Raw genomic sequence first — 20,993 nt, 5'->3', positions numbered from 1 at the left:
GATGAGATGCAACTTTTCGCCATCCATAATATGCAATTCATTAAGGAAGAGTTTGCGGTTGACGTAACGTAAAGAAAAAACGGCAACGTTGCAGGAGAAGAGGTCAACCTGCCCGTTTCAACCGATCCGGCTCCCCTTGCTTTGCTGGGGCGCCCGGGGCATGTATCCCGGATGAACGATAAAACGCCCGCTCCGATCCGCCTTGATCAGTTGCTCACCGACCGCAGCCTGTTTCCGAGCCGCTCCCGGGCTGCCGACGCGATCCGGCGCGGCACTGTCCGGATCGATGGACAGGTCGCGACGAAACCCGGCCAGATGGTTTTGCCTGATGCGGCGATCGCGATCGATGACCCGGCGCAATCTTATGTTTCCCGCGCGGCCCTCAAACTTGTGGCCGGACTTGACGGGTTCTCTCTCTCGCCCTCGGGCCGGCGCTGTCTCGATATCGGAGCCTCGACTGGCGGCTTCACCCAGGCGCTGCTTGAGCGTGGCGCAAACTCGGTGATCGCTATTGATGTCGGCCATGGACAGATGGACGCGAAAATCGCATCCGATGAACGTGTCACCAATATCGAAGGCCTCAATGCGCGCGCCCTCACCCGCCAGGACATTGGCGAAGGGCCGGTTGGTGCCGTTGTCTCCGATGTGTCCTTCATTTCGCTGAAACTGGCACTGCCGCCGGCTCTTGAACTGGCCGACAGAGGTGCCTGGTGTCTGTTGCTGGTAAAGCCGCAATTCGAGGCCGGTCGCGAGGCGATCGGCAAGGGCGGCATCCTGAAAAAGCCTGCCATGGGCGAAAAGATCGCCCAGGATATGGCGGGATGGCTGAATTCGCTTGGCGGCTGGCGTTCGATCGGTGTAATCCCCTCTCCAATTTCCGGCGGCGACGGAAACCAGGAATTCCTTTTGGCCGGGATGAAAGAATGAGCACCGAGACAGTCACGATCACCGCAATCGGCGCCGAAGGCGACGGCATTGCCCGCACCGGCCAGGGTCCGGTGTTCATTCCCTTCACGCTTCCGGGCGAAGAGGTGGCCATTGCGCGCGTTAAAAATCAGGGTACGGCCATGTCCTGGTCGAAACTGTCCGATGACCGGGTCGCGCCCAGCTGTCGGCATTTCGGCCCCGAAGGTGCGGGCGGCACCTGCGGCGGCTGTTCGCTGCAGCATTGGGCAGATTTGCCCTACCAGTCTTTCAAGCGCGATCTCGTGGTCTCGGCTCTCGCCGCGCGCAGGATCGAAGCGGACGTCGCGCCACTCGTTGCCTGTTCTGCCGGCGCACGTCGCCGCGTGACCTTCAGTGCGAGACTGACCGAGAAAGGTCTGGTCCTGGGCTATATGCAGGCGGGCAGCCATCACATCGTCACGATCGAGGACTGTCCCATCGCAAGCCCGGCCATCATCGGCCGACTGGCCGGCATCCGCCGGATCGCCACCGCGCTTGCAACCGGCTCGGAACCGTTCCGGATCACGGTTCTCGCCACGAAATCGGGACTTGATCTCGATTTCCTCGATCTGCGCAAGCCGGATGCCCGCAAGCAACAGGCGGCTGTCGACCTCGCCATCCAGGAAAAGGGCATCGCCCGCATCTCGCTTGGCAGCGAAGTGCTGGTCGAGCCTCAGAAACCGGAGCTGGATTTCGGCGGCATTGCCGTGATCGTGCCGCCCGGCGCCTTCGTGCAGGCTTCCGAGCATGCAGAAGCAGTGATGGCCGAGCTGGTCGGCGCCCATCTCGGCAAGGCCAAGCGCATTGCCGATCTTTTTTCCGGCTGCGGCACCTTCGCGCTCCGGCTAGCGCGCAAGAGCGCGGTCCATGCGGTGGAATTCGATGCGCCGGCGCTTGCCGCGCTCGATCAGGCGGCTCGCCGCGCGCAGGGGCTGAAGCCGGTGAGCGTTGAACGGCGCGATCTCTTCCGCCGTCCGCTGCAGCCGATGGATCTCAAGCAGATCGATGCGGTGGTGTTCGATCCACCGCGTGCGGGAGCCGAAGCGCAGGCACAGGAACTGGCGCGCTCGAAGGTGGCGCGGATTGCCGCAGTTTCCTGCAATCCGGTCACGCTTGCACGCGATCTCGAGATCCTGATTGCCGGTGGATACAAACTAAAATCGGTGACGCCGATCGACCAGTTCCTCTGGTCCGGCCATGTCGAGGCCGTGGCCTTGCTGGAGCGTTGAGCGCGTTTTCAGTGCCGCGCCTGCCTCGGCGAGATGCCAAAGCGTTTCTTGAACGCACGATGAAAATGGGATGCGTCGCGGAAACCGGCGCTCAGAGCGATGGCCTCGATCGTGCGACCGGAAAACGTGCTGTGCTCCAGCCGGTCGCGCACGAGATCAAGGCGGGCCTCGAGTTGCCAGCGGCCGAAGGTGGTGCCTTCAGCGGCAAAGCGCGACTGCACCGTTCTTGCGCTGCAGCGCAGGAGGCGCGCCAGATCCTCCAGTCTGAAATCCGCGACGGATAAGTGCTGACGGGCGACTGCCTTGATCGTGGCAAGGTCGAGGCAGCTATTTTCGCTCGGGCCTGCGGCAACATTCTCGGCGATCCGCGCAAGCAGCGCCGTCACGGGCCGGCTCATCGTGCCGGCCAACATGATCTCACCCGCGCCCATCGAACGACACATGAGCCGCATCTGGAGTTCGAGACTGCGGCCAAGCTCGGTGGTGGCTATGGCGTGATTGATTTTGGCGATAACGGACTGATCGATGGACAAACCGAGGCACTGACGATCAAGGCGCAACGAATAGAGCCGCATTCGCCGTTCACGCTCAAAATCAAGGTGAAATGGACGGGCGTTGTCGAGCAAAAAGGGTCGTCCGGCGGCGACGCGCCAATCTTCGCCGACATGGCTCGCACCATAGGCCGAAAATTCACTGAGATTGAGAAACAGGCTCTCCTCCGGTCGGCGACGCAATTGCAGCGCACCGCGATCGGCCATGTGACCCGGCGAAGCAATGGAAGCCAGAACGCCCTGCGACAATGCCACGGCCTTGAACTCGGCATCGAACACCCTGTCGTCGGGCTCAACCGGCTGAACGCCAGCATAGACATCGCAGATCGCGTCACAAAAATAGTCGAACTTCCGCACATCGTTGATCGCGGCAGTCGACATGTCCGCCAGAGGTACGGCGACCACTTCACCTGTGACCATGATTTTTCGCCTCCAGCCAGAGCCCTCCCCCGGCAGCCGCGGTAACGTATGTGCCGGTACGTTCCGGATCAAGAGGAGGAATTGATGTCCCAGACCAAACCGGCATTCGTCTTCATCCATGGCGCCTGGCACGGCGCCGCTACCTGGGCGAAGCTCTTGCCGCTTCTAGAAGCGGCAGGCCATATCTCTATCGCTATCGATCTCCCCGGCGCTGGTGCGCATGCCTCAGTTCCGGCATCGCATGCCGCAAAACCCTTCGACGCCACAGCCTTTTCAACCGAGCCTTCACCGAATGCCGCAGTGACTCAGGCCATGCGCACCGAAGCCGCGATCGCGGCGGTCCAAAAAGCTGCCACGCTCGGCAATGGCAAGGTGGTGCTGGTCGGCCATTCGCTCGGCGGCATCACGATCTCGCCGGTCGCCGAAGCGGTGCCGAACCTGCTCCATGCAGTCGTCTACCTCACGGCCTTTCTGCTGCCGCCCGGGATGCCGGCCGTCGCGATGATCCAGCACGACAGTATGAAGGCGGCGCTGGTGCCAGGCCTCTTCATGGCTGATCCGGTTGCCGTCAGGGCGCTTCGCATCCATGCCGGAAGCGAAGATCCCGACTATGTTTCCCGCATGAAGGCGGCCTTCTTCGGTGATGTCGCGGATGCCGAATTCAGCGATTTCCGCAGGACGCTTCACTGCGACGAGCCAGTACAGGTGGCCTTGCAACCCTCCGCGATCACGGCGGAGCGTTTCGGCACGGTGCCTCGTCATTACATCCACTGCGATGAGGACCGGGCGATCACGCCGGAGGGGCAGGCATTGATGGTGGAGATGACGGATGCGGCGATCGGCGGCGCGACTGTTCAGCACCGGCTCGCAGCGAGCCATTCGCCGTTCCTGTCGCAACCACAGGCGCTTGCAGAGCTGCTGGCAAAAATCGCCGCTTAGGATGCTCGCCTATTCGGATCCGACGCAGCTTCCTGATAGCTGATCATGCAAATTGCCGGAGCGGAAACGCTCCGGCAATCTATGTCTAAGCCTTATTTCTTGCGGCTCATAAAAGCCTGGAAGGCGGCGGCCGCTTCCTTGGATTTCAGCTGGTTGTTGAAAATCACCAGCTCTTCCGACATGCGCGCATGGATTTCTTCCACCGAACCCTTGAGCAGCCGACGCGACAGGAGCACGGCCTGGCGCGGACGGTTGGCGAGATCGAGTGCGGCGGCCAATGTTGTCGCCTCGAGTTCTTCTTCGGAAACCACCTTCCAGATGATTCCCGCCTCGCGGGCTTCCGCGGCGGAGAAGCCGGTACCGGCGACGAACATGGCAAACGCGCGCTGATGACCCATGATGCGCGGGCCAATCAGGCTCGAGGCCGCTTCCGGAACCAGCGCGAGATCGGTGAACGGTGCCTTGAACAGCGAGCGGGGCGTCGCAAAGGTCATGTCGCAATGCAGGTTCATGGTCGTGCCGATGCCGATCGCCAGTCCATCGACGCCCGAGAGCAACGGCTTTTCGAACTTCGCCAGCTCGAAGATGAACTGCTGCACGCCTTCGCCCTGGCTGGGATCGAGCGCGATCGCCATGAAATCGGCAAGATCATTGCCGGCCGAGAAGCTGCCAGGAACGCCGAAAATGACCACGGCGCGGACGCTGTCATCGCTGCCGGCATCCACGAGCGCCTGCGCCATGCGCTTGTACATGTCGCGCGTGATCGCGTTCTTCTTTTCAGGCCGGTTCATGCGGACAACAAGAACGCCCGGATGCGCATCGCTGCGCTCGATCAGAATATGGTCGCTCATTTGCTGTTCCTTAAGCAAGGGCTGCACGGGCTGCCGCAAGGCTTTCCGCACCATGGATGACGCGGTCCTTGAGGGCCGCAGTTTCGGACAGAAGGTTTTCGGCCGTGAAGCGGGCGAGCGCGATACGGGCATCGTCGCGACCGTCGGAGGCATCGGCAAGCCCACCGCGCGCTAGGTAGGCGCCCGTCAGGGTGAGGCCGAACAGGCGCTGATAGGGCGTGGCGCCAGCCAGCGCTTCCACCATTTTGCCCTCGCCGAGCGTTGCCAGCATCCATTCGGTGGCTTCGGTGAGTTCCGCCACTGCATCGGCGAGCTTTTCGGCAGTCTTGCCGAAACCCGGGCGGTTGGAGGCACGGACCTCTTCGACCACATCCTTGATTTCATTGATGAAGGCACGGACGTGATTGCCACCCGATTGCGGCAGCTTGCGGCCAATGAGATCGATGGCCTGGATGCCGTTTGTGCCTTCGTAGATCGGAGCGATGCGGCTGTCGCGCAACAGGCGCGCAGCACCGGTTTCCTCGATGAAACCCATTCCGCCATGAACCTGAATGCCGAGCGAGGCTACCTCGACACCGCAATCGGTGGGGAAGCTCTTGGCGATCGGCGTCAGCAGATTAGCGCGCTCTTCCCAGAAACGGCGCGTCTCGCCTTCGGTGGCATGTGCCATGTCGATGGCATGCGCGCAGGCATAGGTAATGGCGCGCGAACCCTGCGTCAGCGCCTTCATCGTGACCAGCATGCGCTGGACATCCGGATGTTCGATGATCGGGCTCATGCCTTCGCCCTTCCAGCCCGGAGCGCGGCCCTGGGTGCGGTCATTGGCATACTGGATCGCCTTCTGGGTCGCGGCTTCGGCAATCGCCACGCCCTGCATGCCAACGGCGAGACGGGCATTGTTCATCATCGTGAACATGCAGGCGAGCCCCTTGTTCTCCTCGCCGATCAGATAGCCGATCGCGCCGGGTTCGGAGCCGAACTTGCCGTCGCCGAAAATCATCTGGCAGGTGGGAGATCCATGAATGCCGAGCTTGTGCTCAAGCGCGTGAACATGAACATCGTTGCGGGCGCCAAGGCTGCCATCGTCATTGACGAGGAATTTCGGCACCAGGAACAGCGAAATGCCGCGCGAGCCGGCGGGCGCATCCGGCAGGCGCGCGAGCACCAGATGAATGATGTTGTCGGTGAAATCGTGCTCGCCATAGGTGATGAAGATCTTCTGGCCGAATATGCGGTAGGTGCCGTCGTCGCGGCGCTCGGCCCTCGATTTCATGACACCGAGATCGGAACCCGAATGCGGTTCGGTGAGGTTCATCGACCCCATCCATTCGCCCGAGATCATCCGCGGCAGATATTTGTCCTTGAGTTCCTGCGTCGCGTGCGCCTCGATCGCCTCGACCGCGCCGATCGTCAGTGTCGGCCCGAGCGTGAAGGCCATCGAGCCGCCGTTCCACATTTCGAGCGTCGCCACCAGCAGCATGTGCGGCAGGCCCTGACCACCGTAATCCACCGGCGCTGTCAGCGAGTTCCAGCCACCTTCGGCCCAGGCCTTGTAGAGGGCGGGCCAGCCTTCCGGTGTCTTGACGCCGCCATCAACGATGCGGGCCGGCTGCTTGTCGCCGATATCACCGAGCGGCGCCATCTCGTCGGTGGCAAAACGGCCACCTTCCATCAGAATGGCATCCACCAGATCCTCGGTGAGATCGCCGAGTTGCCCCTTCTTGAGGGCGGCATCCATGCCCACCACATGTTTGAGGGTAAAGAGAATGTCCTCGACCGGCGCCTTGTACATGCGTTCGCTCCTCCGCAAAGCTTATCCCGGCCGATACTAGGCATCGGCCATGGGGAAATCCATACTCCGTTTGGTTATGTGCAATAATTTATGTTTACGTAAACGTCAATAAGATCGACATCCGCGCTGGAAAATCCACAGTCCGACACGATGGGGCGGCGTGACATAAAATCTTTGCAAAACCGTCATGGTTCGCGCCTAAAGACGGGCAACCGAACCCTTCTGCGTGCGCTGCATGGAACTGCCCGTTTCCGCCATTCCCGGTTTTGTCTGGGCCCATCGTTTTCTTCCGCAGACCGGACGCTCCGAACGGCTGCCGGCGAATGTGACCTTGCCCACCCTGCTTGCCGATGACGGTTTCATCTGGCTGCATCTCGGCCTTTCGGATGCGCGCGTTCCCGCCTTTCTCGAACTGGTGCCGGGATTGTCCAGCGAAGCCCGCCAGGCGCTCACAAGCCGGGATGCGCACGCCTCGCTGCATACTTCACCTGATCTCGTCTGCGGCACGATCGTCGATTTCCAGCGCGGCTTCGATGAAATGACATCGGATATCGGCTGGCTACATTTTGCCGTCAACGAACGCATGATCATCACCAGCCGGCTGCATCCGCTCAGAAGCGTCGATCAGGCCCGTCTGGCAATCGAACGGTCCAACCGTATCCTGCGCCCGATCGATGTCTTTTCGGTGCTGATGGTCGAGTTCCAGAAAACCGTCTTCTCGCTCGTGCTGGAGATCAACGAGGAACTCAATACGATCGAGGATTTCGTCTATGAGAATGCAGTGCGCGACGAGACCCACAAGCTGGCGCCGGCGCGCCGGACGATCGTGCTCCTGCATCGGCATCTGAGAACCGAGCTTGCCCATCTGCGGCGGATCACCGCTTCGGATGAGGATGAGGTGCCGGCCGGCTTCGACGATGTCGCCCGCAAGCTGAGCGAGCGGATCGAGACGGCCGAGCGCGACGTGTCCTCGCTACAGGAGCGTGCCCGCCTCCTGCATGAAGACATCGATTCCAAGGCGACTTCGGAGACCAATCGCCATCTCTACATCCTCTCGCTCTTGACGGCCTTCCTGATGCCGCCGACGCTGGTGACGGGCTTCTTTGGCATGAACACAGCCAGCCTGCCCTTTTCCGAGGCGATCGGCGGCACCTTCTATGCCGTCATCCTGATGGCGATTTCGATGCTCGGTGCCTGGTGGTTGCTGAAGCGGGCCAGAATTCTCTGAGCGGACACGCAAACAGTTGAATGGGCTGAGAAACACCGATACTCATGGATGAGTTCGCCTGTTGCCTGCCCCGGAATTCCCATCATGTCTCTTGAACGACGCCTCGCAGCCATTTCCGCCTTCGCCATTGCGCTCACCCTTCTTGCCAGTGGCTTCCTGCTCCTGTCCGACAGCCGCGCCAATATGGACCGGGCGGAAACGAACGAGATCGAGGCAACGGCTCAGGTTCTCTCGGCTGCCATGGCCCAGGCCGAAAGCATGGTGCAGACCCAGGCAGAACTTGTGGCGCACGATCCGGAGGTGGCGCGCCTGATGGCGGCGGCCGACAGGCCCGCTCTTCAGGCAAGAATGAAGCCGGTTCTCGATATCCTCCGGCAGGAAGCCGGCATGGATGTGCTGCATTTCCACAGCCGCGACATGATCTCGTTCCTGCGCGTCTGGCAGCCGGAGGATTTCGGGCAGGATCTCGCGTTGTTCCGCCCGATGATCCTGGCTGCCAACAAGAGCCAGAAGCCGCAAAAGGGACTCGAGATCGGCCTCAAGGGGCTCAGTCTGCGCTCGGTCTCGCCGATCCTCGATCAGGGACAGCTGGTCGGTACTGTCGAGACCGGTCTTGATCTCAAGACGCTGCTCGATCAGGCCAAGGCCACGACCGGCGCAGAATTTGCCATTTACATCGCGCCGGAAGCCTTTCCGGATGGCAAGGGCGGGTTCGCCGTCGCCGGCGGTCCTCTCAGGCTTGATGCGAGCACCAACCGCGCCCTGTTCAACCAGCTCAACCTCGAAGGCCTGATCTCGCTGAGCCGGGCTGCAAAGAGCCAGGTCCACGCATTCAATGGTGCCATGCTCGGCATGCTTGGCCAACCGCTGCTCGATTTTTCGGGCAAGATGATCGGCACGCTGATCGTGGTCAAGGATGTGAGCGCGCTGGAAGCGAGCTTCAAGGCCACGCTCATTACCGTCGCGGCCGTCGCCCTCTCCGGCCTGGTGCTCTGCTATGGCATCTTCATGGTCGGCATCCGCGCCTTCGTCATCCGTCCGCTGGAACAGTTGGCGCGCGAATGCAGGGCCGGCAGCATATCGGATGCGACCTCCAGGCTCGTCGCCTATCTCGGCCTTCATGAAGTGGCGCTGAAACGGCATTCGGATGCGAGCGACAAGGAGGAAGACAGTCGATGACCGTGCTTTTTCCAAAAGCGTCATGGATGGGGCTGTTCATGGCGGTCCTTTTTCTTTTCATCGCGATTGCCGGCCGTAATCCCTCCGTCGCCGCAGAATCCGCGCCAGCAGCAGCCATTCCCGTCGGCATTCACCTGCCGGTCAAGGTTCACCTGTCGGCCCGCATTCTCAACATCGCAAGACTGTCGGAAACCGACAGCGAAGTGACGGCCCGCATCGAATTCACCTATCGCTGGCAGGATCCCGCGCGCGCCTTCAAGCCGCTCGATACCGGCACCTATCGGCAGGATTTCTACGGCACCGAGGCTGAACAGGCGCTGTCGCATGGCTGGGCGCCGGGTTTTGTCGTCGGCAACCAGATCAGCGAGCCGAGGAGCCAGACGATCGCGCTATCGGTCCAGGCCGATGGCACGGTCACGATGATTCGGCAGATCGAGGCGGACTATCGGGTGGCGATCGATCTTTCATCTTTCCCGTTCGACAGCCAGAAACTGTCCTTCCAGATTTCGACGCCGCGCTATGATGCAAGCCAGGTGATTTTCGCCATCGATGACCGCGACCGCGAACTGTCCGGCATCGCGCAAAGCCTGTCGGCATCGGACTGGCGATCCGGTGATCTGACCTTCCAGCTTTCGCAAACCTATGGCTGGAATGCCAAACCGTTCTCGAATGTCACCGTCACCGCCGAAGTCAGCCGCACGTGGCCGCGCTATCTGCTGCGCATCTTTGTGCCGTTTGCCGCCGTCGTTTCGGTCTCGATCTTCATTCTCTGGGCCCCGGACCGGATGAAGGTCGATCCGGCCGGCATCATCTATTCCGCACTTCTGGCGCTTGCGGCCCTGAGCTTCAGCTTCGAATCGAGCTTTCCCGGATCGATGTCGGTCAATTCGCCGATCGCCTTCATGATCTCGATCGGCTATTTCTATCTCGTGCTGACGCTGCTCGCGCACCTTGCGATGATCTACGGCAATCTCGAGCGCCATACCGGCAATCCCTATCTGGCGCTCGAGATCCGTCGTTCCATGCGCTTTGGCCTGCCGACGATCTTCACCATCGTCTGCATCTGCGCCGTCATCCGCCTACTGTAGTCGGATCAGATCTTGTAGACCTGACCGGTCTGGCCGCCTTCGATGCTTTTCGAATAGGCGAGCGCAGCATCGGCGACCGGAACAGGCTTGAAGCCGCGGAAGAACGGTCCGTAGCCTTCCATCGATTCAACGAACACGTTGGGGCTGATCGCATTGATGCGAATGCCGCGCGGCAGCTCGATGGCCGCGGCCTTGACGAAGGATTCAAGCGCGCCGTTGACGAGGCTGGCACTCGAGCCAAGCCGGATCGGATCATAGGCGAGAATGCCGCTGATCAGCGAGAAGGAACCGCCATCGTTGAGAGATGCCGTGCCTTCCAGCACCAGATTGACCTGCCCCATCAGCTTGTCCTTGATGCCGACCTGCATGAGATCAGCCGTCATGTCCGACAGCGGGCCGAAATGAACCTTGCCGGCGGTGCAGGCAATCGCATCCACCTTGCCGACCTTGGCATACATGGCGCGGATACTGTCGATATCCTTGATATCGACATTGACATCGCCTGAACTGCGCGAGGCGGTGATGATGTCATGGCGGCTCGACAGTTCACGAACCACTGCCTGGCCAAGCGTGCCGCTGGCGCCGATAACGAGAATTTTCATATTGATGCTCCCAGTCTGTTCCGGACCGGGAGAGTAGCCAAACTGCAAATCTATTCCAGCGCGAAAGCTTCATTCTGCCTTCAATTTTATTCAAGGCTCGATCAGAACTCTTCCCAGCCTTCGGTCGAACCGCCACCGGAAGCTTTCGCCACCGCCATTCTTGCCGGCGCCGGATGCGACGACATCGCTTTAGCGGAAGGCGCGGCCATGCGGGCATGGGTGGCACGCAGACCGGCAACCGGATTGTTCGCAGGCACATCCAGTCGGAACTGGTTGACGAGATCGCGAAGCTTGGAGGTTTCGTCTGCGAGCGTGGCGCTGGCGGCATTGGACTGTTCGACCATCGCCGCGTTCTGCTGCGTCACCTGATCCATCTGCGAGACGGCGCTGTTGACCTCTTCGAGATCGCTCGCCTGCTCCTTGGAGGATTTGGCAATCGCCTCCATATGTTCGTTGATGGATACGATATAGTCGCCGATCGTTTTCAGCGCCGTGCCCGCATCGCGTACAAGGCGAACGCCGCTATCGACCTGCTGCGACGAGTTCTGGATCAGATCCTTGATTTCCTTGGCAGCATTGGCCGAACGTTGCGCGAGGCCACGCACTTCCTGGGCCACGACGGCAAAGCCCTTGCCGGCATCGCCGGCGCGGGCTGCCTCGACCCCGGCATTGAGCGCCAGAAGGTTGGTCTGGAAGGCAATTTCATCGATGACGCCGATGATCTTGGAGATTTCCGCCGAGGATTGTTCGATGCGGCGCATGGCGTCTTCGGCATCCGTCACGACGACGGCAGAACTCGCGGCACTCTCGTTCGCACGCGCTGCAACGTCACGTGCTTCGCTCGCCCGTTCGGAGGCCGATGCCACGTTGGCGGTGATCTGGCCGAGTGCGGTCACCGTCTTGTCGAGTGAAGCCGCCTGCTGTTCGGTTCTGAGCGACAGATCGTTGGTTCCTTGAGAAATCTCGCTGGTGCCGCCATCGATGGTACCGACGCTTTGGGAAATGGCCGCAAGCGTGCGTCCCAACTGCTGGACGGATGCGTTGAAATCGCTGCGCAATGCCTCGAATTCGGGGGAGAATTCCTGCGTCAACTGGAAGGCCAGATCGCCGCTCGCTAGTTGCTTCAAACCATCGGCGAGGCCGGAGGTGGCGATACGAAGCCGTTCGGCAGCAGCGGCTTCCGCCTTGCGCTGGGTATCGATCCGCTCCTGTTCGGCACGCTGGCGCGACTGTTCGGCCTCCACTTCGAGAGCCTTCTTGCTCTGAAGTGCGGCACGGAACACGCCGAGCGCCTTGCCCATGGCACCGATTTCATCGTTGCGATCCGCAGCCGGCAGGTCGCAATCGACATCGCCGGCGGCGAGCCTGTCCGTGGCTCCGGCGAGACGGCGCAACGGCTTAAGAACGGTCATGCGCAACAGCAGCATGATGACGGCGAGCGTGACCGCCAGCGTCAGGAAACCTGCAATGGCGCGCTTCTGCACATCGGCATACCAGAGCGAAATCTGTTGGGACATGTCGATGGCGGCGCTATAGACGCCAAGCGGTTCGCCTGCGGTGATGTTCATCATGCCTTCGTGGCAGCCGGCGCAGCGTTCATCGGCGGCCGTGCCGGCACCCAGCACGACCGGTCGCGTCAGCCGCAGCATGTTGCCCGACACTTCGCGCTCGCGGGTGAGTGACGTCAACGTGCGGCGGTCGAGTTCATCCTTGGGCGGCAGGATTTTCTGGCCGTTTTCCTTCTGGAACGCCTCGACCTTCGGCGCCATCACCACCCATATGTCGATATTCTGGTTGGAATGGGAAAACTGCTCCATGGCGCCATCCAGCGTGGCAATCGCCGGATCGCCATCCTCGATCTGGCCCCGATTGAGCATGGCCTGGATGTGAACCGCCTCCAGCATGTCGAGCGCAGCATTGCCGCGCATCTCGCCATTGGCCTCGATCCTCTCCCATTCGGCGCGCAGGTCGTTCGATACCTTTGCAACTTCACCCAGAACAAGCACGACCGCAACACTGATCAGGATCTGAATGACCAGTGGCAACCTGAGAATTCTACGCACCATGGAAATGCTTCCGCCGAAGTTCGAGCCAGCATGCGGTGCGGAAAACCACACGCGCAAGGTTAACAAAGGCTACGAAGCAAACGTATATTTTGTATAAATTCGGCACCCCGAGAAACCACTCCCTTCTTGACATAAGCAAAGTCCTGAGCGGTTTTGACGAACTATTCTTGCAACAGACAATGGACCTCGGTGAAAAAAACGGTTCATTCAAATTTTAACGAACCGATGAACCGCATATTCAAGATGGTTTCGTAGCATGCCTGCAATCCAGAGGCGCGAAGGGACACCGACCAATGGCCATGCCTGTTACGAAAATTGACGAAACCATCAGCAATCCAATGTTCATCGCGAAACGCGCCGAGGACGTGGCGCTCGTCGATGCACCGATCAAGGCGGAATGGATCGTCTCCGGCAACCCGAAGGCCCGCGCCGGACTGCATTCGCCGTCGCTCGACGGGGGTGCTGCGACCAACATCTGGGATTGCACTGCCGGTTCGTTCTGGTGGACCTTCTACAGCGAAGAGACGGTCATGATCCTCGAAGGCGAGGTACGCGTCACCAGCGAAGCCGGCGAAACGCGCGTACTCAAGCCCGGCGACATCGCCTATTTTGCTCAGGATAGCCGGGCGCTGTGGGAGATCGAGCGCTATGTGAAGAAGGTCGCCTTCTGCCGTCACAAACCGTCCAACCCTGTGCGCAAACTTCGCTCGGCACTCAGGGCGCTCAAGTCAACGCCAATCAAGAATATGGTTTCGGTGAGGCTTCTGGCGACGATCGGCGTGGTCCTGCCACTCTAACCTCAGAAATGCCCCTGAATTTTGCCTGATAGGAACCATGATCTGGTCTTAACCATTCAATAACCATCTTGTCACACGATGTTGACGAACATCGGATAGGGTGGCCATGAGAAGATTTCTTTCTACAGCACTCGCAGTCCTGCTGGTCGGATTTTCGCCGTTTGCCAGCGCGGAGGACCGCGAGCCCTGGAAAGACAGCCGCAATGCGCTGGTGATCGACGCCTATGAGATGAACATCATCGAGTGGGACAAGCTCGTGAAGAACAAGCGTGTCGCCGCCTTCATCTCCAAGGCGTCGGACGGTCTGCCGGAAGTGTTCGACTGTTCGCGTCCACACAAGGGCGACACGACTGCCCATTGCAAGACGATGTGGCGCAAGTATGCCGTCAGCCGCGAACTTTACCAGACAAGGCGGATGCTGGCCCGTGCCAATGGTCTGCTCTGGGGCGCCTACCATCTGGCCCGACCGGGCAACCCGGTCGACCAGGCCAATCATTTTCTCGATTATGCCGAGCCATCCGCCGACGAACTGATGGTGCTCGATATCGAAAGCCTGGACAGCGACAAGTTCATGTCGCTTGAGGATGCCGAGATCTTCGCCCGCCATATCAAGGCGCGGACGGGGCGCTATCCTGTGCTCTACACCAACCACGACACGGCAAGGCACATTGCGGTGCGACGCGACCAATACCGGCTTCTGTCGCGCTTGCCGCTCTGGTATGCCCGCTACAAGCCCGAGATCAAGGGCGTCTTCCCGATGGGCAACTGGGACAGCTATTTCCTCTGGCAATTCTCTTCGGCGGCGAACTGCGGCTCCAAATCCTGCCCGATGCGGATCGAGGGGACGCTTGACGATATCGACATCAATGCTGCCGCGATGGCCAAGGCCGAGCTTGCAAAACGCTGGTCGGAGGGTGCGCTGGTGCCGGAAAAGCCACCGGCACTGCAATATCTTGTCAGTGTTTCCGGAAGTCTGGTGGCCGCCGCCTTCTCAGGTTTCCATATCAAGCCGTTGGCACGGGATACGAGCACGCATCCGGTGGTGACGGCGCAGAACTACCAGGATCTCTGAAGCTTGCCTCACGCGGTGTCCGAAGAGACACGGACGATGACCGCAGAGGGCAAGCCTCGGGAAACCATGACCGCATAGCCTGTTCCTGTTTTCCGCGTAGACGAGTGACATGATGCAGCAGCCGTCCCCTTCCAAGCAGACCGAACGCACCAGCCTCCGCTATGTGGTGGAGGAAAAACGTACGGTGCAGGCACCCAAGCAAGCGATCCATTCGGAATTCCTGCGCACCGGGCGCATCGATCGCAACCGCCCCAACTGGTCGATCGAGGAAAAGCGCTATCTCACCTATGAAGAGGTCGCGGCACGCACCGGGCGCGTTCTCACCGTGGCGGGGGAGAAGACCCACCAGCGGCTGAACTCGTTTCACAAGTCGATCCAGTTCCCGAAGGTCATCTTTCACCGCACGCTCAACGGAACGCCGCATCTCGGTTACTGCCATGTCACAGCGGCGAAAACGAAATTTGCCGAATATGACGAAGTGAAGTGGGCCTTCTACATCGCCAATTTCTTTGCCGAGATTGCCGCCGACGAGTTGCAGTTCGAAAACATCAACATGCGGGCCGAACGGATGTATTTTGCCGTCGCCGTTCAGAAGGACATGGAAGCCAAGAAGCTTGCCATCGACACGAAAGTGCGCGGCAACGGTATCCTGTTCCGTACCCAGGATCCGAAAGAGGCGCTGAAGAATGTGCTGATGCTGGGGGCCAAGCACGAGACGCTGCGCAAGATCATCCGGGCGCTCTGAAACTAGGGTCAAGACTCAATCCGGTTCCGGGCGTAGCGCCTTTCTTGGCAAGTCCGGCCGCACAGGATATAGGCGTCAGCAATCCGGCCAGGCGGGCGGAGGACCGAACGACGCGGAAGGACCATGGCCGACATCATCACCATCGCAGACGAGCCGGAGCGGGCTCTTGATCGTGCCTGCCAGGTGCTTGCCGAAGCCGAACCGGTGGCGATGCCGACCGAGACGGTCTATGGGCTGGCCGCCGATGCGACCAATCCGGACGCCATTGCCCGCATCTATGAAATCAAGGGACGCCCGCGTTTCAACCCGCTGATCGCCCATGTCTCGAACCTTGAAATGGCTGAGGCGCACGCCACCTTCGATCCGCTCTCGCTTAAGCTCGCGAAAGCCTTCTGGCCCGGCCCCCTGACGCTCGTGCTGCCCTTGAAGCCGGAGAGCGCAATTCATCCGCTCTGCACTGCCGGGCTTTCAACGGTTGGCCTGCGCTGGCCGCGCGGTTTTGCGGGTGATCTGATCGCCCGCTACGGCAAACCGCTTGCCGCTCCTTCGGCCAACACCTCCGGCCGCATCAGCCCGACATCGGCCGAACATGTGGCCGCCGACCTTGGCGAAAAACTGCAGTTGATCCTCGATGGCGGTGCGGCGGGCGTCGGTGTCGAAAGCACGATCATCAAGGTGGATGCGCAGGGCGTGCATCTGTTGCGCCCCGGCGGGCTCTCGGTTGCCGCAATCGAAGCGGAAATCGGCCAACCGGTTCTTCGCTCCGAACATGCCGCCGGCGAAGCGATTGAAGCACCCGGCATGCTCGCGAGCCATTATGCGCCAACAGCTTCGGTTCGTCTCAATGCAGGCACCGTATCCCGCGACGAGGTGCTGATCAATTTCGGCGACCAGCCGATTGCCGGCCGGGATGAAGCGCGCGCCATCTTCGAACTCAGCAAGACGGGCAACCTGCGCGAGGCGGCCGCCAATCTCTTCTCAACGATGATCAAGGCCGATGCGGTCGGCGCCGGCCGCATTGCGTTTGCACCCGTTCCGGATCAGGATCTGGGCGAGGCGATCAACGACCGGATCAGGCGCGCCGCAGCACCGCGCGGTGAGGAGGATAGCCAGCATGGATGATCTGTTGCGCGACCGTTTCATCGCCATTGTAGGCGCCCGCAACGCCGTGACCGATCCGGATGCACTGGCGCCGAGGCTTGTCGAAACGCGCGGGCTTTACAAGGGCGCCTCGCCCTTGCTGCTCAAGGCCGGCTCGACGGAAGAGGTCGCCGCCATCATGGCTCTTGCGACCGAAAGCAAAACGCCGATCGTGCCGCAATCGGGCAATACCGGCCATGTCGGTGGCCAGACGCCCAGACCGCAGAGCACGGACGTGCTCCTCTCGCTCGAACGGATGAACCGGCTGCGCGAGGTGGACCTCGCTGCAAACACAATGACGGTGGATGCCGGCATGGTGCTTGCGCGTGCTCAGGAGATTGCAACCGAACACGACCGGCTGTTTCCCCTGTCGCTCGGCTCGCAGGGCTCCTGCCAGATTGGCGGCAACCTTTCCACAAATGCCGGCGGCACCCAGGTTCTCGCCTATGGCAATATGCGTCAGCTCTGCCTCGGGCTGGAAGTCGTGCTGCCGACCGGCGAAATCTGGAACGGCTTGCGCAAATTAAAGAAGGACAATACCGGCTACGATTTGCGTGATCTCTTCATCGGCGCAGAAGGCACGCTTGGGGTGATCACCGGCGCGGTTCTCAAACTCTTTCCGCGTCCGCGCGGCCGCAAGGTGGCATTCATCGGCCTCGACAGTTCCGAACAGGCGCTGTCGCTGTTCGAGGAGGCTGTCTCGATCTGCGGCAATGCCCTCACCGGCTTCGAACTGATGGTGCGGATGGGCGTGGATTTCACCATCCGCCATATTCCGGGCGTGCGCGATCCTCTCGCCAGTCCTTATCCCTGGTCGGTGCTGATGGAGATCTCGACCTCGGACAGCGAAGCGGCAGCCGATGCGATGATGGAAACGGTACTGGGCGATGCCCATGCCAAAGGCCTGATTGCCGATGCGGCGATCGCTTCAAGCGAAGCCCAGGCCCGCGCTTTCTGGCACCTGCGGGAAAGCATGTCGGAAGCGCAGAAGCCGGAAGGCGGTTCGATCAAGCATGACGTCTCCGTGCCGGTGTCAGAAATCCCTGCCTTCATGGCCGAAGCGGAAGCGGCGGTTCTTGCTGCGGTCCCCGGCGCGCGCATCTGCGCCTTCGGGCATCTCGGCGATGGCAACATCCATTACAACATTTCCCAGCCGGTCGGCGCCGACAAGGCTGCCTTCATCAACCGCTGGCGTGAGGTCAACGCAATCGTCCATGCGTTGGTGCTCAAGCATGGCGGCTCGATTTCCGCCGAACACGGGATCGGCCAGCTCAAGCGCGACGAACTCGCCGAAATCCGGCCGGCGATCGAAATCGACCTCATGCGCCGCATCAAACGTGCCTTCGATCCGGCCGGCATCATGAATCCGGACAAGGTGGTGATGTCCTCATGAGCGAACGGATCCGTGCCAATCTCCGGCTGACCTTTCCCGGCAAACGTCCTTTCAGCCATGGCAAGGCGGAGCTTCTGGAACTGATCCGCGAAACCGGTTCGATCCGGCAGGCCGCGCAGAAGATGGATATGTCCTACCGGCGTGCCTGGCTGCTGATCGACGAGATGAACCATATGTTCCGCGAGCCGGTGGTCGATGCCCAGCATGGCGGCAAATCCGGCGGCGGCACCGCTCTCACCGCCTTTGGCGAAGCAGCTCTCGAACGATTTCGCGCGATGGAGATGAGAGCGGTCGACGCGATTCGGGACGATCTCGACTGGCTCGCCAGCCACGCGACCAACAAGAGCGAATAGGTTTTTTCAGGATCCCGCGTTCGGATCCTGTCCGTGAAAGACGCTCATCGAATCGACCGTGGCAGCCTTGAACAGTGCATGGACCATCAGCCCTTCCTTGAGGCCCAGGCGCTCCATCGAGAGCAGCGTGATCCGGGCGACCAGCCTCTGGCCCGCGCAATCGATCGTCACCAGCACATGGGCGCCATCGCGACTGATTGTCAGGATCCGGCCTAGCAGATGGTTGAGCGCACTGATTTCCTCGGGGCGATTGAGCGCCAGCATCACATCCGTTGCCGGTATTCGCAGCCGGACGATGGTTCCAACCGGAAGATCGATCGGTTGGAGCGTGAGGATATCCTCCCCCAGTTCGGCGATCGAAAGGCCGTAATAGTCTTCATGCCCCACCAGCCGCGCCTCTATGATTGATTGCGGCACCATGGCATCCGAGAGGCCCGCAACTTCCGGAAAGATCTCTGCCGGCGCACCCTGAGCGACGACACGTCCATGATCGATCAGCACCACGGCGTTGGACAGCCGCGCCACCTCGTCGATCGCATGGCTGACATAGATGACGGGAATGCGGACGATATCGCGGATCCGTTCGATGTAGGGCAGGATCTCGAGCTTGCGCGGCCGGTCGAGCGCCGAAAGCGGTTCATCCATCATGATCAGCCGCGGCGCCGCAAGCAGTGCCCTACCAATCGCCACGCGCTGTTTTTCGCCACCCGACAATGTTGCAGGCCGGGCATCGAGCAGATGGCCGATACCGAGAAGCTCGATCACTTCGCCCTCATCCAGCATCGGCTCGCCTTTCGGCGCGAAGAAGCGGCCATAGCGCAGGTTCTGCCTTGCGGTAAGATGCGGAAAGAGCCGCCCCTCCTGGAAGACGCAACCGATGCGCCGGCGGTGGGTCGGAACGTAGAGGCCGCTCGCCGTATCGATCCAGGTCTGGCCGTCGAAAAGGATTTTTGCCCGCTCGGGACGTGCAAGCCCAGCGATGATGCGGACGATCGAGGTCTTGCCTGACCCGGAAGGTCCGAACAGCGCGGTGACGCCGGCGCCTGCCTCGAAAGCCGTTTCGAGGTGAAAATCACCCTGATGATGATCGATCATCACGGAAATCATCGACCTGCTCCGATGCGCCTGGCAACCGCGCGCGATACGAAACCGGACAGGAAGATGGCGCTGAAGGCGATGCCGATCGACAGAAGTGTCAACCGCCAGGCAGTACTTTCGCCATCGGGATCCTGCAGGGCGGCATGAATGGCCGAGGCAAGCGTCTGGGTTTCGCCAGGAATCGCCGAGACGAAGGTGATGGTGGCGCCGAACTCACCCATTGCACGGGCGAAGGATAGGACCATGCCAACGACGATGCCGGGCAGGCTGAGCGGCAGGGTGATGGTGAGAAAGACCATGATTGGGCTGGCGCCGAGCGTCGACGCCGCCTGTTCGAGCCTTGTATCGATCGCTTCCATCGACAGCCGGATCGATTGCACGAGCAGGGGAAAGCCCATGACGGCGGCGGCAAGTGCGGCGCCTGTCCAGCGGAACGAAAAGACCAGACCGAAGGCGGAATCGAGAAAGCCGCCGAGAATACCTTTGCGACCGAAGGCAATCAGCAGCAGGTAACCGGTGACGACTGGCGGCAGGATGAGCGGCAGCGACACGGCCGCTTCAAGCAGGAACCGGCCGGCAAACCGCCCGCGGGCCAGGATAAAGGCGATGGCGATGCCGAACGGCAGACTGATGGCGACCGCCAGCCCAGCCACTTTCAGGCTGAGCGCAATCGCCACCCATTCTTCTTCGCTGAACCCCATGAAGCCGGATCAGGTCCCGGCCAGAACGGTGAAGCCGGCATCCTTGAAGATGGCCTGGGCTTCCGGCTCCTTGAGGAAGGACACGAAACCACCTGTAGCGCCGTTGGCGGACGCCGCAACCGGTGCCACCGGATAAACGATCGGCTTGTGGCTTTCCTCGCCAAACGTATCGACGACCTTCACGGACGCATCAGCCTTGGCATCCGTCGCATAGACGATGCCAAGCGGTGCTTCACCGCGGCTGACGAGTTGCAGGGCGGCGCGGACATTGTCGGCACCGGCGACTTTCGGTTCGACCGCCTTCCAGACGCCATAATATTCAAGCGCTTCCTTGCCATATTTGCCGGCGGGAACGCTTTTCACTTCACCCATGGCAAGCCGTCCGTCGCCGAGCGTTTCGGCAAGCTTGAATTCCTTGCCGATCTTCAATGCAACGGTCGAATCCTTGGCGGCCACCAGAACGAGGCGATTGCCCAAAAGCGTAACCACCGATTCCTTTTTCACCAGCTGCTTCTCGACCAGATAATCCATCCACTTGAGATCGGCCGAGAGGAAAACATCGGCGGGCGCACCGGCTTCGACCTGCTTGGCGAGGGCTGAACTGGCGGCGAAGGAGATAACGACCTTGGTGCCCGTCTTCTTCTCGAACAGGGCGGCAACCTTGTCGAGCGATCCCTTCATGCTGGCGGCGGCGAACACAGTCAGCGTTGCGTCGTCCGCAAAGGCCTTGATGGGCGAGAGGCCCATGGTAGCCGCAGCGGCCATGGCAAGGATGAATGATCTACGGAACATCAGTTTCCTCCG

General features: G+C 61.0%; 20 protein-coding genes. 12 read left to right on the top strand and 8 right to left on the bottom strand.

Annotated elements, in window-relative coordinates; all coding sequences use genetic code 11:
* Positions 1–171: 171 nt before the first annotated feature.
* Positions 172–927, top strand: a complete 756-nt coding sequence (locus Q4481_RS01875) for a TlyA family RNA methyltransferase (RefSeq protein ID WP_304374568.1) — start codon at positions 172–174, stop codon at positions 925–927.
* A complete protein-coding gene (locus Q4481_RS01870; RefSeq protein ID WP_304374567.1) occupies positions 924–2,174 on the top strand; it encodes a class I SAM-dependent RNA methyltransferase in 1,251 nt (416 codons plus the stop codon). Before Q4481_RS01875 ends, Q4481_RS01870 begins: the two co-directional genes overlap by 4 nt.
* Before the next feature lie 8 nt (positions 2,175–2,182).
* On the opposite strand, the gene Q4481_RS01865 is transcribed toward Q4481_RS01870, so the two are convergent.
* Positions 2,183–3,265 carry a helix-turn-helix transcriptional regulator gene (locus tag Q4481_RS01865; protein WP_304374566.1) on the bottom strand — a complete coding sequence of 361 codons (1,083 nt, stop codon included), beginning with the start codon at positions 3,263–3,265 and terminating at the stop codon, positions 2,183–2,185.
* Here Q4481_RS01865 and Q4481_RS01860 point away from each other — a divergent pair.
* The gene (locus tag Q4481_RS01860; RefSeq protein WP_304374565.1) at positions 3,230–4,084 is read left to right on the top strand and encodes an alpha/beta fold hydrolase; all 855 of its coding nucleotides are present in this window, start codon (positions 3,230–3,232) and stop codon (positions 4,082–4,084) included. The genes Q4481_RS01865 and Q4481_RS01860 overlap by 36 nt on opposite strands.
* Positions 4,085–4,176: 92 nt before the next feature.
* Here the strand turns inward: Q4481_RS01860 and Q4481_RS01855 are convergent, their stop codons facing one another.
* Positions 4,177–4,935 (bottom strand): crotonase/enoyl-CoA hydratase family protein, encoded by a 759-nt coding sequence (locus Q4481_RS01855; protein ID WP_304374564.1) that lies wholly within the window; start codon positions 4,933–4,935, stop codon positions 4,177–4,179.
* A 10-nt stretch (positions 4,936–4,945) separates the two neighbouring features.
* Entirely contained in the window at positions 4,946–6,727 is a 1,782-nt protein-coding gene (locus tag Q4481_RS01850; protein ID WP_304374563.1) for an acyl-CoA dehydrogenase, read from the bottom strand.
* Positions 6,728–6,962: 235 nt separating this feature from the next.
* Here Q4481_RS01850 and Q4481_RS01845 point away from each other — a divergent pair, with 235 nt between their 5' ends.
* The 3 genes from Q4481_RS01845 to Q4481_RS01835 all read left to right on the top strand — a co-directional run bounded on the left by Q4481_RS01845 (position 6,963) and on the right by Q4481_RS01835 (position 10,222).
* Positions 6,963–7,955 carry a transporter gene (locus Q4481_RS01845; protein ID WP_304374562.1) on the top strand — a complete coding sequence of 331 codons (993 nt, stop codon included), beginning with the start codon at positions 6,963–6,965 and terminating at the stop codon, positions 7,953–7,955.
* An 84-nt stretch (positions 7,956–8,039) separates the two neighbouring features.
* Positions 8,040–9,134, top strand: a complete 1,095-nt coding sequence (locus Q4481_RS01840; protein ID WP_304374561.1) for a cache domain-containing protein — start codon at positions 8,040–8,042, stop codon at positions 9,132–9,134.
* Between the two features lie 38 nt (positions 9,135–9,172).
* A complete protein-coding gene (locus Q4481_RS01835; RefSeq protein ID WP_304374560.1) occupies positions 9,173–10,222 on the top strand; it encodes a ligand-gated ion channel in 1,050 nt (349 codons plus the stop codon).
* A gap of 5 nt (positions 10,223–10,227) precedes the next feature.
* Here the strand turns inward: Q4481_RS01835 and Q4481_RS01830 are convergent, their stop codons facing one another.
* Positions 10,228–10,824 carry a short chain dehydrogenase gene (locus tag Q4481_RS01830; protein ID WP_304374559.1) on the bottom strand — a complete coding sequence of 199 codons (597 nt, stop codon included), beginning with the start codon at positions 10,822–10,824 and terminating at the stop codon, positions 10,228–10,230.
* Between the two features lie 101 nt (positions 10,825–10,925).
* Entirely contained in the window at positions 10,926–12,890 is a 1,965-nt protein-coding gene (locus Q4481_RS01825; protein WP_304374558.1) for a methyl-accepting chemotaxis protein, read from the bottom strand.
* A 293-nt stretch (positions 12,891–13,183) separates the two neighbouring features.
* Between Q4481_RS01825 and Q4481_RS01820 the strand changes: the two genes are divergently transcribed.
* From Q4481_RS01820 to Q4481_RS01795, 6 genes are all read left to right on the top strand, one after another.
* Positions 13,184–13,687, top strand: a complete 504-nt coding sequence (locus tag Q4481_RS01820; protein WP_304374557.1) for a cupin domain-containing protein — start codon at positions 13,184–13,186, stop codon at positions 13,685–13,687.
* 106 nt (positions 13,688–13,793) lie between these two features.
* A complete protein-coding gene (locus Q4481_RS01815) occupies positions 13,794–14,759 on the top strand; it encodes a glycoside hydrolase family 25 protein (protein ID WP_304374556.1) in 966 nt (321 codons plus the stop codon).
* Positions 14,760–14,868: 109 nt separating this feature from the next.
* Entirely contained in the window at positions 14,869–15,504 is a 636-nt protein-coding gene (locus Q4481_RS01810; RefSeq protein WP_304374555.1) for a DUF6656 family protein, read from the top strand.
* A gap of 123 nt (positions 15,505–15,627) precedes the next feature.
* Positions 15,628–16,626, top strand: a complete 999-nt coding sequence (locus tag Q4481_RS01805) for an L-threonylcarbamoyladenylate synthase (RefSeq protein ID WP_304374554.1) — start codon at positions 15,628–15,630, stop codon at positions 16,624–16,626.
* Positions 16,619–18,037: an FAD-binding oxidoreductase gene (locus tag Q4481_RS01800; RefSeq protein ID WP_304374553.1), complete on the top strand. Its 1,419-nt coding sequence runs from the start codon at positions 16,619–16,621 to the stop codon at positions 18,035–18,037. The genes Q4481_RS01805 and Q4481_RS01800 overlap by 8 nt, the downstream gene beginning before the upstream one ends.
* Positions 18,034–18,390, top strand: coding sequence for a winged helix-turn-helix domain-containing protein (locus Q4481_RS01795; RefSeq protein ID WP_304374552.1), 357 nt, complete (start codon positions 18,034–18,036; stop codon positions 18,388–18,390). Before Q4481_RS01800 ends, Q4481_RS01795 begins: the two co-directional genes overlap by 4 nt.
* Positions 18,391–18,396: 6 nt before the next feature.
* Here the strand turns inward: Q4481_RS01795 and modC are convergent, their stop codons facing one another.
* From modC to modA, 3 genes are read right to left on the bottom strand one after another with little or no spacing between them, the layout of a single operon-like run.
* Complete coding sequence (gene modC / locus Q4481_RS01790) at positions 18,397–19,497, bottom strand: molybdenum ABC transporter ATP-binding protein (protein WP_304374551.1); 1,101 nt, start codon at positions 19,495–19,497, stop codon at positions 18,397–18,399.
* Positions 19,494–20,189 (bottom strand): molybdate ABC transporter permease subunit, encoded by a 696-nt coding sequence (modB, locus tag Q4481_RS01785; RefSeq protein ID WP_304374550.1) that lies wholly within the window; start codon positions 20,187–20,189, stop codon positions 19,494–19,496. The genes modC and modB overlap by 4 nt, the downstream gene beginning before the upstream one ends.
* Before the next feature lie 9 nt (positions 20,190–20,198).
* Positions 20,199–20,981 carry a molybdate ABC transporter substrate-binding protein gene (gene modA, locus Q4481_RS01780; RefSeq protein ID WP_304374549.1) on the bottom strand — a complete coding sequence of 261 codons (783 nt, stop codon included), beginning with the start codon at positions 20,979–20,981 and terminating at the stop codon, positions 20,199–20,201.
* Positions 20,982–20,993: the final 12 nt, after the last annotated feature.

This window comes from Fluviirhizobium alvei, assembly GCF_030551875.1.
Lineage (GTDB): Bacteria > Pseudomonadota > Alphaproteobacteria > Rhizobiales > Rhizobiaceae > Rhizobium_E > Rhizobium_E alvei.
Note: the sequence above shows the minus strand (reverse complement) of the source record. Positions and strands in the feature narration are given on the sequence as shown.